General features: G+C 34.5%; 12 protein-coding genes and 1 pseudogene. 1 reads left to right on the top strand and 12 read right to left on the bottom strand.

Features of this window, described 5'->3' with window-relative positions; all coding sequences use genetic code 11:
* Window positions 1–29 precede the first annotated feature (29 nt).
* On the top strand, window positions 30–542 hold the full coding sequence (locus tag MKY06_RS08405; RefSeq protein ID WP_013056359.1) for a DUF2062 domain-containing protein: 513 nt from the start codon (window positions 30–32) through the stop codon (window positions 540–542).
* A gap of 166 nt (window positions 543–708) precedes the next feature.
* On the opposite strand, the pseudogene MKY06_RS08400 reads toward MKY06_RS08405, so the two are convergent.
* The 12 genes and pseudogenes from MKY06_RS08400 to MKY06_RS08345 all read right to left on the bottom strand — a co-directional run bounded on the left by MKY06_RS08400 (window position 709) and on the right by MKY06_RS08345 (window position 12,570).
* Window positions 709–2,168, bottom strand: a pseudogene (locus MKY06_RS08400) (hypothetical protein).
* 109 nt (window positions 2,169–2,277) lie between these two features.
* Window positions 2,278–2,661 (bottom strand): YkvA family protein, encoded by a 384-nt coding sequence (locus tag MKY06_RS08395; RefSeq protein WP_013056357.1) that lies wholly within the window; start codon window positions 2,659–2,661, stop codon window positions 2,278–2,280.
* A gap of 104 nt (window positions 2,662–2,765) precedes the next feature.
* Entirely contained in the window at window positions 2,766–3,203 is a 438-nt protein-coding gene (locus MKY06_RS08390) for an NUDIX hydrolase (protein WP_078081669.1), read from the bottom strand.
* A gap of 285 nt (window positions 3,204–3,488) precedes the next feature.
* Complete coding sequence (rpiB, locus tag MKY06_RS08385) at window positions 3,489–3,953, bottom strand: ribose 5-phosphate isomerase B (RefSeq protein ID WP_013056355.1); 465 nt, start codon at window positions 3,951–3,953, stop codon at window positions 3,489–3,491.
* A 75-nt stretch (window positions 3,954–4,028) separates the two neighbouring features.
* Complete coding sequence (locus MKY06_RS08380; protein ID WP_107917869.1) at window positions 4,029–4,163, bottom strand: GapA-binding peptide SR1P; 135 nt, start codon at window positions 4,161–4,163, stop codon at window positions 4,029–4,031.
* Between the two features lie 114 nt (window positions 4,164–4,277).
* Entirely contained in the window at window positions 4,278–5,234 is a 957-nt protein-coding gene (pfkA, locus tag MKY06_RS08375; protein ID WP_289913154.1) for a 6-phosphofructokinase, read from the bottom strand.
* A gap of 106 nt (window positions 5,235–5,340) precedes the next feature.
* Window positions 5,341–6,672 carry an MFS transporter gene (locus MKY06_RS08370; protein ID WP_025601763.1) on the bottom strand — a complete coding sequence of 444 codons (1,332 nt, stop codon included), beginning with the start codon at window positions 6,670–6,672 and terminating at the stop codon, window positions 5,341–5,343.
* Window positions 6,673–7,384: 712 nt separating this feature from the next.
* Window positions 7,385–8,095, bottom strand: coding sequence for a FadR/GntR family transcriptional regulator (locus MKY06_RS08365; protein WP_025749192.1), 711 nt, complete (start codon window positions 8,093–8,095; stop codon window positions 7,385–7,387).
* A 208-nt stretch (window positions 8,096–8,303) separates the two neighbouring features.
* Window positions 8,304–9,062 carry an SDR family NAD(P)-dependent oxidoreductase gene (locus tag MKY06_RS08360; RefSeq protein WP_013056351.1) on the bottom strand — a complete coding sequence of 253 codons (759 nt, stop codon included), beginning with the start codon at window positions 9,060–9,062 and terminating at the stop codon, window positions 8,304–8,306.
* A 49-nt stretch (window positions 9,063–9,111) separates the two neighbouring features.
* The gene (locus tag MKY06_RS08355; RefSeq protein ID WP_013056350.1) at window positions 9,112–10,059 is read right to left on the bottom strand and encodes a transketolase family protein; all 948 of its coding nucleotides are present in this window, start codon (window positions 10,057–10,059) and stop codon (window positions 9,112–9,114) included.
* Window positions 10,059–10,910 (bottom strand): transketolase, encoded by an 852-nt coding sequence (locus tag MKY06_RS08350; protein ID WP_289920574.1) that lies wholly within the window; start codon window positions 10,908–10,910, stop codon window positions 10,059–10,061. The genes MKY06_RS08355 and MKY06_RS08350 overlap by 1 nt, the downstream gene beginning before the upstream one ends.
* 313 nt (window positions 10,911–11,223) lie before the next feature.
* On the bottom strand, window positions 11,224–12,570 hold the full coding sequence (locus tag MKY06_RS08345; protein WP_098526659.1) for an MFS transporter: 1,347 nt from the start codon (window positions 12,568–12,570) through the stop codon (window positions 11,224–11,226).
* Window positions 12,571–12,585: the final 15 nt, after the last annotated feature.

Raw genomic sequence — 12,585 nt, 5'->3', positions numbered from 1 at the left:
TGCCAGCGCGAAGAGATAGGAGGAATAATGTGAGCAAATTAGTATTTTTGAAGCGCCGGTTTAAATACTTACTTATTAAACTATTAAGATTAAAAGATCATTCACATAAAGTTGCGCTAGGTTTTAGTCTAGGTTCTGTTGTGAACTTTGTTCCTACCTTTGGATTGGGCCTTATAATATCCGTAGGTTTAGCTAAATTATGTAAAGGAAACAGCATAGCAGGTCTCATTGGTGGAATGTTTTTTATGTGGGCCTTTCCGTTGATGTTTTACTTGAATACAGTAGTGGGAGGATATATATTTCCAATCGACCTTGATCAAACTTTATTTCAAAGTGCAGATGAAAATTTGGACAATCGACTAGAACTAGGAGCGAAAGTAGGAAAGAATTTTTTAACGGGAATGTTGCTTAATAGCTTTTTGTTTGGAAGTATACTCTATATTGTTAGTTACTATATTATAAATCAGTACAGAGGCTTCCTCTTACACTACATCTATAAGAAATGGATAGTAAAAAAACACACTAAAAAAACGGATAATTAGCTCAATTTCAACATTTATTTTTAATTGTAAAGCGATATAGCTGAACATTTTTTAAAAAGGCATAGAGATAAATTAGCCCATAATTGATACCTATGGTTATCAATTATGGGCTATACGATCTTTGTTTCTGTTTTAAGATAAATATGGAGGAAATAAAGGACTGCTCTCATTCCTTTGTTGAAGATAATACAGTTTGTTTCACCCATTTTTTTCGATTTCTTTGGTCAATTATCCATTGATATAAACTTTGTATACCTAGTATCAGAGAAATTATGACACCGCTAGCTGCCAGGATTAATGCAAAATATTCTACAGGATTGTACGCAAGTATATTTCTCCATGTGATTTTTCCGATAAAATCATTTACTACAAGCCCCATTCCAAGCATTTGACCTACTACGGAATAAAGAGTCAAAATCAGCAATAACAGGCTGTCTTTTTTCGCGTTAACGTTTTCCTGGTATCTAAATAAACTCTCTAGAGATTGTTTAGCTTCCTTATATAACAACTCAATATTGAAATTTTTCCTAAGAAGATAGAAAATATCACGGCTTCGGGACTGAGATACTATTTCAAGCGAAAAATAATTGGCGGTAAACGAATTAATGGAATAAATTAATTTTTCCATTTCTTTCACGTCTTTTTCAATATTTAGCTCTGTATAGGTATTAGCTAATTTTAATAAAACGATCTTGTGAAAAAGATTTAATACAAGCCCGTAGTAAAATTCTCCATAAAACTGATTAGCTAGATCAGGAGTTGTACGTTCATCTTGAATCGTTATACAAGTAAAAATATGTTCTTCTATCAGAAAATAAGTGCTAGGAGCCCAGCGCTGATAAGCATGTTTTTGTAAATAATCTTGAATGTAAGGAAGGTTATTAGCATGAACATATGGCTTCCCCTCTACAGTTAAGCCGCAAAGACTTCCCATTCGATAAACATCAACTACATCGATTTTTTCATTTTTCTCTAATGCCACTAAAGATTGGACATACATTCTTTCATCTTCAAAAAAAGAAAAGGTTTCAAAATAAGAATTTTCCTTTGAATCACCTTCAAAAAAGCGGGAGAGCCCCTCAAAGAGGTTGTTAAATACAAATTCCCCTGCTCCCTTGTATATCTTGCCATCGCATTCAATTTTTGTACTGCTATCTTTTCGTGTTCGTGGTTCTAATACGCGAAAGCGATCTGCGAATTCTAAAGAATGAGACAATGACATAGACGTAAAGGGTTTCAACTCAGTTCGAATGGTTAAAAACCCAAGTTCATAAGGACATGTAGTTAAATCAACAGAGTGTATTTGAAAAGGAATGCACTCTGTATCTGTAATTAACTTACCTCTTATATTTAAAGGTTTTGAATATCTATGAAGGCCTTTTTCTTTTTCTGAATGTGGAAAGAGTATCTTATTAGTGAAAGACAAATAATACGCCTCCATATCACGATGTGAGACTTTAAAATCGCCGTAATATGCACATTCGTCTTCTAGTTGATTTAACTGAAATAGCTTAAATCCGCTCTTTTTTAAAAAAGAGGAGATAGTAGATTCTGTTCCTTGCTTTAAGGAAAAAGGGAAAAAAATTGAAAGAGAGCTCTGTCTATCTTTTTTTCTTGGATATCAATTTACTGCATTTGCTCTAATGTACTCCTTTCAATTATATATATCATTTACCATTTTGTATCATAACGATCGATAGTAAACCTAATATATTTTTTCTTGATAAGAGTTCATTCAATTTAATAATTTAAAAACAGTAAAACAGCTCCACGTAAAAATAAGTAGCCATACTATGATAATAATTGAACCCGCAACCCAATTTTTAGGTCGTTCATTTTGAATGAGCTCTTCTGCTTTTATTGCGCAGTCCTCTATAATACTTGTAGGTAGCATCTTCAAAGCAAGCATAATTCCTAAAGGAACAATGATTATATCGTCAATATAGCCTAAAACCGGTATAAAATCAGGAATTAAATCGATTGGACTGAAGGCATATGCAACAACACAAGCAGTAAATACTTTGGTATACCAAGATACTCGTTCATCTTTATAAGCTAAGTATAAGATAAATAGCTGCTTTTTTAACTTTTTAGCCCACAGCTTTAATTGATTAAGCATGTTTCCTATTCTCCTTTGCTATATATCTGGACGGTTTGATGTAATATAAAATTACTTTTATTCTCTTTGATACCTGCATATTTCTCTTATTAATAAATTTAGAACTATAAAAATAACTGATTAATGCAATCATCTTGATTTACAGCTAGTTTGGGAACAGCTTGAATAGGAACCCAATAATACGAAAAGATTAGTCCTGCATCTTCACCTTCAGAATTAACCTCATGTTCCCAGTGTTCCGGAACTTCTTCGCTAACTGCTAAATGAAAAACATGTCGTTCATGATACTGACTTTTACCTTCATGATGATAAACATATGTTGTCAATTTTGTTACTGATAAAAACTCCATTAATCCAGATTCTTCTTTGACCTCCCTATATAAAGCTTCTTCAATTGTTTCTCCCTGTTCTACAGTACCTGCTGGAACTTGAACTCCTGCTTCTCGATAATCTTTGTGTTTGTAAACTAATAACTCTGTATGATGACCATTAAATCTAGTTATGTAAGCCATAACTTTTGTTATAATCGTTTTATCCTGCATATTCGCTTCCTCCTATATATAGATACTAACCGTACAGATTTCTTCATCAGCAAACAAACTTCTTTAACTCCCAAGAATAAATCAGGCATATTTTATTATATCTATTTTAATTGCAAAAATAATTAGTCTCAGTGTTGTCATAATAAGCTGCTTTTACGGAAGGTTAACTGGTATGAGAATTGGAATGGTTAGTTTCGCTATTCTGATAGGATATATAATCATCATATCAGTAAGTGAAATAATAGGAAGAGGCAAGAATCAAATTGATTCTTGCCTTTTCTGTCTTTATTTTCTTTCAAGAGAAGATTCTGATACATTTTCGTATTCTGTAATTTTACAGATGCGATTTTCATGACGGCCCCCGACAAATTGGGTTGTTAACCAAGTCTTCGTAATTTCGCGAGCTAAACCTGGTCCAATTACTCGTTCCCCCATAGCTAAAATGTTCGTATCGTTATGTTCACGCGTCATTTTAGCTGAAAAAACGTCATGAACGAGTGCGCAACGAATTCCTTTTACTTTGTTAGCGGCAATACTCATGCCAATTCCCGTACCGCAGATTAAAATTCCAAAATCGGCTTCTCCATTTGCTACTCTTTTGGCAACTGGAATCGCATAGTCCGGATAATCGACTGAACTGCTGCATTCACAGCCTAGATCTTCATAGATTATGGACATTTCACCTAGCAGATTTATAATCTCTTTACGAATGTTTATTCCGCCATGATCTGAAGCAATTATGACTTTCATAAGATTACTCTCCTCGTTCAGCTATAGTCTTAATTAAAATTCTAATGATTTTTGGAGTCTCTTTTTACCGATACGTTATTTCCTAGAACAATCCTCAGAACACTTCCCGTACCATGTTTTAACCCCTTCAGAGTTGTCTACATTCTCAATAACTTTCCCACATACTTGACAAACGATAGTTCCCTGTTTTACATTAACCTGCTTATTCATGTCTATTTCCTCCTTTTTATTAGAAAAATTCGTTTGTATTCAAATACATTTCTTTAGAGACAAATTCGTTTTATCTCTATTTTGATAAATCATTGTATGTTAGAAAAGATATCCTTAAGCTAGAATGGTATCCAGTAAGCTGTATTTATCATCATTACTAGATAATTTCGAATGAACTTTTTCAATATCTACATTAATCAAGTCATTTTCTTTAATTCCTACGGCTCTACCAGAATACCCTTTTAGTAATAATTCTACTGCTGTAATCCCCATTTTACTTGCTAATATACGATCAAATGCGGATGGCTGCCCTCCTCTTTGAATGAAACCTAATATACTTGTCCTTACGCTAACATCTAATCGATCCTCAACATATTTTTGTAGGTCTTGAATATCGTACATTTTTTCAGTAATTAGGATTAGGTTATCTTTTTTGCCACTTTTAATTTTCTCGTTCAGTTTGGAAGATATCTCTTCAAAACTTAATTTTCTTTCCGGTGTCGAGATAATTTCTCCTGCGCCTGCTAAAGCAGAGTACAGGGCTAAATCGCCGCAATATCTTCCCATTACTTCCACAATCGTCGTCTTTTCATGAGATAAATCTGTATCCTTAATTTTACCGAGGCACTCTAATATCGTATTTAAAGTAGTATCAAATCCAAGTGAATAATCTGTGTAAGATAAATCATTATCAATCGTTGCCGGTATACCAATGACATTTACACCTAATTCGTGTAATTTCTGTGTCCCTTTAAAAGAGCCTTCACCGCCGATTACTACTAAATGATTAATTCCATAATCCTTTAATATACTTAAGGCTTTTATTCTGCCCGACTCTTTCATAAATTCTGCGCAACGGGAGGTTTTTAAAAATGTCCCTCCTTTATCCGCAATGTAGTCTACATCCGTAGAGGTTAATCTATGAAGTTTACCTTCTATTAAACCTTGGTAACCACCCTCGATTCCCATTACCTCTATGTTATGATAATCAGCTGTTTTTACTACTGCTCTAATAGCAGCATTCATTCCTGGAGCGTCTCCGCCACTTGTTAAAACTCCTAGCTTCATCATTGCCATACACCCCTGTTATTCTTATCCATGTAAGAAAGTTGGCCGACAGCCTCTAGAAACTAATTGTCGGCCCCTCCTAGTAGTACAAATTTCTTTCAAACAAGAATCAACTAGTTTTTTCTAATCGATCGACTGTATTTTTTTTAATAGCTCTTCCTGATTGTTTTAATAAAAAAGCTACGATAAAGGACGCTACGAACATGCTAATACCTAGAAATGTCATACTAGCATTAAAAGATCCTGTTAGGTCTTTGATGTATCCCACGATATATGGTCCGAAGAAACCGCCTAGATTACCAATACTATTGATAAGAGCGATGGCACCTGCAGCAGCAGCTTCCGTTAAGAAAGACGGTGGAATTGCCCAAAACGGAGAATATGCTCCGAACGCTCCGCAAAGACTGATCGTTAAGAATACAAATGATAAAACAATGTTCGTACTTGCAACGTAGCTACTAATAATCAATGCGACGCCGCTTGTTACTAAACAAGCAACTACGTGAAAGCGTCTTTCATTTTTCTTGTCAGAGTGGTTACTAACCAACATCATGGTTACCATTGCACAAACATACATTAATCCTAAAATCCACCCCATAGCATGTGTACTAAGAGAAGTAGTTTTAGATAACCCTTCTGAAATTGTCGGTAAAAACATGACGATGCCATAATAGCCAACCATCCAGAAAAAGTATCCTAAAGATAGAGTTAATACGTCACGATCTTTTAAGGCCTGAGCAAATGTATAGTGTTTGGCTTCCTGTTTTTCTAACTTCTCTTTTGTTGTAACGTCGATTAACCATTTCTTCTCCTCGTTAGTTAACCATTTTACATCCTCAAGCTTATCGTCAAGATAGAAGAAACATATAATACCTAGGATTAAAGCTGGAATCGCTTCCAAAATGAAAAGCCACTGCCATCCAGCCATGTTTAACCAGTCAATACCTAATAAATAAGTAGAAAGAGGAGACCCTATTGCATTAGCACCAGGGATCGCAATCATAAATCCAGCAATTGCTTTTGCATGATGTTTTGTTTGATAAAAACCACTTAGATAAAAGACCATACAAGGATAAAAGCTAGCTTCAGCAACTCCTAAAAGAAATCTTGCTGTATAAAACTGCCATGGTGTTTGGATAAAAGCCATCAAAATAGCAATTACTGCCCATGTAATCATGATTCTACTAATCCATCTTCTAGCCCCAACCTTCGTCATCATAGCACTGCCAGGTACCTCTAAAAGAAAATAGCCAAGAAAGAAAATCCCTGCCCCTAATCCAAAAACAGCATTAGAAAAACCTAAATCTTCATTCATTTGTAATGCAGCAAACCCAATATTTACTCGATCAAGTATAGATATGGTAAAACATAAAAATAGAAATGGAATGAGCCTTAACGTTACTTTTTTAGTAGTTGAACGTTCTAAGTTAATTGGATCCAAAATAATTCCTCCCTGGGTTACCATCTTTCTCCTCTTCATGTTCTTCGGTCTTTGACCTGAGTATTTGCTCTAGGCTAATTGACAGAAAGAATTAAAAGTTTATATAAAAGATGATTGATCTATTTCTAAGTCTAAGTAAATCTAGTCCCTACTTCTGTAATCCCTTTCATATGGAAATATAAAAAAATGAAAAGCGAAGTATCCCCCTGTATTATTTATCCTTTAAAAAAGTAAGAACTATTAGAAAATATCATACACCAAAACCTTACTAGCGATATGAAAACACTATAAATCTACTTTCTAATTTCTATCCTAATAATCCAAAACATTTGTAATGCACAATAACGGTAAAAAACGCTTACATTTTCGAACCCTTCTGCTAATCTCTTCAAAAAATATCGAGCTGTAAAGAATGTAAAGAATAATGAATTTTAAGATTTACATTACCTCCGTTTTATAGATTTAGCTACTTGTATACTAAGTTACCTTACATAAACAGTGTACTTACATACCTATCAATTGTCAATATAATTATTAGATTAAATATTTTCTGAATTTTATTAAAAACGAAAAGAAATATACAGTTTGTTTGGAAAGAAAACACTGAATCTTGCCCATTTTATGCTGTCTTTTTAACAGCAAAAAGACAGCTACACTTTAGCTGCCTTTTGACTCTATATTTGGTATTAGTTTAATAAAAAATTAGTTGGAATTAAGCTTTCCAATAGCGATCATACAAATTTCGCATGTGAAAATTCATGATTCTCACAGCTTCTTCTTCATTATGTTGTTCAATTGCATTAATAAGTAATTTATGTTCATTAAAATTAACTTCTCGATAGTCAGGTCTAGTGACGGTTCGATCTCTTATAAACTTCCACATTTCCTGCTGTTTCATTGCATTGCTAATAGCTGCCATAATACTAATAAATAAATCATTATGAGAAGCCTTCGCTATGCCGTTATGTAGGGCTTCATCTGTTTCAGGTACATACACCCCTGCGTTCGTTTCTTCCTCCATCTTATCAATTGTTGCGCGCAGGTCCTTAATATCTTCTTCTGTAGCTCTCAAAGCTGCAAAACGTACAATAAGAGGCTCTATGTTCATTCTTGCTTCTACAATGTCTTCAGGGGAGGTAGATTCCGTTAAAAGTGTTGATTGAGAATTTTCAGCTTCTGTTTGAAACTCTTTAACGTATACACCTTCTCCTTGACGAGAATAAATAAAACCGTTCAATTCTAGGGCGCTAAGGGCTTGTCTAACAGGCACTCGGCTTACACCAAATTGTTCACACAACTCCCTTTCAGCAGGGAGCTTATCTCCTACTTGAAACGCTCCAGATTGAATTTCAGAAAGAATTTGATTATAAATTTGAATATATAATTTATTATTGGAAACTGGATTAAAACTAATGGAAATCACTTCTCTCTATAATTATTAACTCATTTTATTCATAATTAAGTAGACATAATTATTATATACTGTTCTATTTTTAGGGGCAACAAGCCTAGCATCTTCTAGCAAAAAAATCCTTATTTATGTAGTCAGTTTCTCATTTTACTAATGATTTTATCAATGAACAGCTATACAGGCATACCATAATGGCATGCCTGTATAACGAACCTGAATATTAATCCATATGTGAGCCACCGTTTATATCAATTTCTTCTCCTGTAATATAAGAAGCTTCTTTTGAAGCTAAAAAGGCAATTGTAGCCGCGATTTCTTTCACTTCACCTGGTCTACCCATAGGAATACTATCAATCACAGACTTTGCATCTTCTTCAGGAAGGGACTTCCAAATTTCTGTATTAACCAATCCAGGAGCTACACAGTTAACCGTAATGCCATCTAAGGCTACCTCGCGCGCTAAGTTCTTTGAAAAACCTAGCACTGCTGCCTTAGATGCCGAATAGTGAGGCCCCCCAAACACGCCTCCACCTCTTTTAGCCGAAACAGAAGACAGGCTTATAATTCGACCGTACTTTTGATCTTTCATTGTTTCTAATACTGCTTGCGTACATAGAAACAACCCAAACATATTGACGTTAAACACTCTCGTAATGTCTTCAAGCGTCATATCTTGAACGGTAACCTTTTGAGAAATCCCTGCATTATTAATTAAAATATCAATTCTACCGAATTCTTCAAGTGTTTTTTTAACCATCGCATCGCAAGAATCTTTACTTGTTACATTTAACTCTATTCCTAAGGCTTTGCCGCCCGCTTCTTTTATTTCATTTACTGTATCCTGAACACCATCAAAATTAATATCTGCTATAACAACAGCCGCTCCTTGCTCTGCAAGTGTCAGGGCGATTGTACGTCCAATCCCTTTTTTGGAACCGCTACCAGTAATAATTGCTACTCTCTCTTTTAAATCAAACATATTATATTTCCCCCATCTTGTTAGCTTCTTCTATTTAATTTAGTTAGTCTTAAATCAGTTCTTTAGCTGTTTTAATAATATTTTCTACAGTAATTCCATTTAACTCTAATAGTTTTTCATAAGGCGCAGATTGTCCAAATTGATCCTGTACACCAATTCTTCGAACTGTACCTTTTCCTTCTTCCGCAACTACTTCACATACGGCACTGCCAAGGCCATTTAGAATATTGTGATCTTCAACCGTAATGATTTTTCCGATATTTAAGCAGTCAACCACTGCTTCTCGATCTAAAGGCTTAATAGTATGCATGTCTAGTAATTTCACAGATATGCCTTGTTTCTCTAATTCTTTAGTTGCCTCTAAAGCGAGTCGTACTGTATCACCGTTGGCAATAATAGCGATGTCACTTCCATCTTTAATTTTCTTGGCTTTTCCAATTGTAAACTCTTCATTTTCATCGTAAATCATTGGAACCGTATCGCGAGTAAAACGAAGATATACAGGTCCGTACACTTTAGCAGCTTGTTCTACTAGTTTTCTAGTAGAATAATAGTCAGCTCCCATAATGACGGTCATATTTGGAACCGATCTTAATACTCCCATATCTTCTATAGCTTGGTGACTTCCGCCATCATTAGCTGGCGTTAAACCGCCGTGTGAACAAGCAATCTTTACATTTAAGTTAGGATAGCAGACTTCTTGTCTAATTTGTTCAAGCATTCTTAACGAACCAAAAACCGCGTAAGTGCTTACAAAAGGAATTTTACCAGTCGTAGCAAGTCCAGCTGCTAACCCAGCTGCATTTTGCTCTGCAATACCAACATTAATATGCTGGTCGGGTAATTGTTTGATAAAGTTTACTGTTTTACACGACTTTGCAATATCTACATCAATGACATAAATATTTTTATTTTCTTTCCCTAATTTTACGATTTCATCTCCAAAGGCTTCTCTCGTAGCTTTTTTTACTGTAAGATCTTTTTCTAGTATGCTCATTACCTTAAACCTCCTGCTACTTCTTCCATTGCTTGATGATATTGTTCTTCATTAGGAGCAACCCCGTGCCAATCAGCCACATCCTCCATGAACGAAACGCCTTTACCTTTTACCGTGTCACAGATGATACATTTTGGTCTTCCATTCTTCGCTACTCTTACTTCATCCAATGTTTCTACAATCTCTTCCATGGAGTGTCCATTAATTCGCTTTGTTTCAAAACCAAACGCATCAAATTTTTTCTCTAAATCTTGCAATGGCATAATTTCATCACAAAATCCATCGATTTGAAGTCTGTTATTATCTACAAATACAACTAAATTATCTAATTGGTACTTAACTGCTGTTTGAGCAGCTTCCCAAATTTGTCCTTCTTGACATTCTCCGTCTCCTACTAAAGAAAAAACTCTATAGTCTTTAAAATCTCGTTTCCCTGCGATTGCCATACCTACGCTACACGAAAGTCCTTGTCCTAGTGAGCCTGTTGAAATATCAATACCTTTGCACTTTTTCATATCTGGATGCCCTTGAAACGGAGAACCGTATTCTCTTAACGTGTATATCGTTTCATAGGGAACGAATCCTCGTAAAGCTAAAGCAGAATATTGAATGGGACAAACGTGACCTTTAGAAAGTACAAATCTATCACGATCTTCCCAGTTAGGGTTGTGCGGATCAACATTCATTTCTTTAAAATAAAGCGCTGCCATAATATCTGCTGCAGAAAGTGAACCTCCTGGATGGCCAGACTGTGCTCCATAAATCATTGTAAGAGCTGTTTTTCTTAATTGAATGGCTTTTTCTTTTAATTCTTCAATACTAATTTCTTTCATTTTAGTCACCTCATTAATTTATGACTTGCTGTTTTCTAAATGATATATTCATTAAAATATAATTTAGTATACTTAGGTAACTTGTATACTAAGTAGCTTTGTGACTTAAGTGTACATCTGAAATGCGAGTTCGTCAATAACAAGATTGAATTATTAGAATTTTTTTATTTAAAACAAGTCATTTTTGAAGGAACAGATGAATTCATCTGCCATTTTGTCTAAGATTTTTAAGCAAAAAAATAAGTACTGCTCCTATTTTAGAAGCAGTACTTATTTTTTATTGATTGATTAGTAACTGGTGTATATAACCAAAAGCTTTATCAAAAAACAACTATGCTTTTGCACTGGAATTATTGCTGCTTATCATGTCTTGGCTATCAGATTTAATGTTTTTAGCTACTAGTATACCTACTATCCCCGATACTCCTAAAATAATAAAGATGTAGTTATAGCTTGTAACGAGAGCAATAAGCGTGGATGAAACAATACTTCCGAAATAACGAAACGTTGAGTAAATGCCAGAGGCTGTACCAGATTGCTCTTTACTTACGGAGTCCAGCGAGGCCACCTGCATGCTTGTTAAACCTATTCCTGTAGAAAAACCTCCAATAATTAAAGCCACTATAAGAAAAAGAATAGATCCAACATTCTCTAAAGATAAAAAAAGAATATTAGAGACGATAATCATAGCAAAAGAAAATCCAATCACTTTTTTAGAACTAAACTTATTGTTTAATAATCCTCCTATCCAGCCGCTTAGAGACATTGAAATCGAAAAAACTGATAAAACAAGCCCTGTTTGCGCTGTAGATAAATGAAATTGAGACTTCATTAACAGAGGCATAATTAACAAAATCACATACATAACAAAATTGCTAAGCATAATAGATAAATTAGCGCTTGTAAAGGTGGGATTTTTAAATAAAGAAAAATCGATAATCGGGTTTTCTGTCGTATTTTCTCTTTTGATAAACAAGATTGTAGATAAAATAAATATTATTCCCATTATTAAAGCCTTAGTAAATTCTATACCGTGTGTCAACAAGATCAATAAAGAAATACTAATTGCTAAATAAATGGAGCCTTGAATATCTAAAGTGCTTGTTTGCTTTTTAACATTAAATTTAGGAATCATAACTATTCCACTGATTAAAGCTAAGAAAAGAAAAGGAACATTCACCCAGAATATAGCTTCCAAGTTGAAGTTTTCAAGCAGTACAGACCCTAGCAATGGTCCAATTGCAGCACCCAAGCCCATTCCCATTCCAAATACACCTAAAATTTTAGGAAGCCTCTCTTTTGGCACCACATATCTAATGATTGCTATAGTGTTTGGAGTAAGTAAAGCTCCTCCTACTGCCTGCAGTGATCGAAAGATAATAAGGGAAATGAGATTAGTTGAAAATATACAGCCTAAAGATGCTATAAGAAAGAACACTACGCCCCATAAATAGATATTTCTGTTTCCATATAGATCTCCTAGCTTTCCAGCGATAGGCTGAGTAACAGCCATTACAATTAAATAAATAGTTACTACCCACGAAATATTTGCAAGTGGTTCATTAAAATGAGCTGATATGGTTGATAGAGCAATCGCAATCATTGTCGAATTTATTGGTACAAGAAATGTCCCAATTAGTAATGAAATAATCAAGATAAGCTCTTTATGTTTACCCAAACATTATTGCCTCCT

The sequence above is a fragment of the Priestia sp. FSL P4-0332 genome, assembly GCF_038005845.1.
Taxonomy (GTDB): Bacteria; Bacillota; Bacilli; order Bacillales; family Bacillaceae_H; genus Priestia.
The sequence above is the reverse complement of the archived record's forward strand: the minus strand, read 5'-3'. Positions and strand labels throughout refer to the sequence as shown.

Excerpts from the sequence above, each read along its gene's own strand:
- pfkA (WP_289913154.1), bottom strand. The coding sequence starts at position 5,234 with ATGATGAAGCTAGGAGTTTTAACAAGTGGCGGAGACGCTCCAGGAATG.
- MKY06_RS08395 (WP_013056357.1), bottom strand. The coding sequence starts at position 2,661 with ATGCTTAATCAATTAAAGCTGTGGGCTAAAAAGTTAAAAAAGCAGCTA.
- MKY06_RS08355 (WP_013056350.1), bottom strand. The coding sequence starts at position 10,059 with ATGAGCATACTAGAAAAAGATCTTACAGTAAAAAAAGCTACGAGAGAA.
- MKY06_RS08390 (WP_078081669.1), bottom strand. The coding sequence starts at position 3,203 with ATGCAGGATAAAACGATTATAACAAAAGTTATGGCTTACATAACTAGA.
- MKY06_RS08380 (WP_107917869.1), bottom strand. The coding sequence starts at position 4,163 with ATGAATAAGCAGGTTAATGTAAAACAGGGAACTATCGTTTGTCAAGTA.
- rpiB (WP_013056355.1), bottom strand. The coding sequence starts at position 3,953 with ATGAAAGTCATAATTGCTTCAGATCATGGCGGAATAAACATTCGTAAA.
- MKY06_RS08360 (WP_013056351.1), bottom strand. The coding sequence starts at position 9,062 with ATGTTTGATTTAAAAGAGAGAGTAGCAATTATTACTGGTAGCGGTTCC.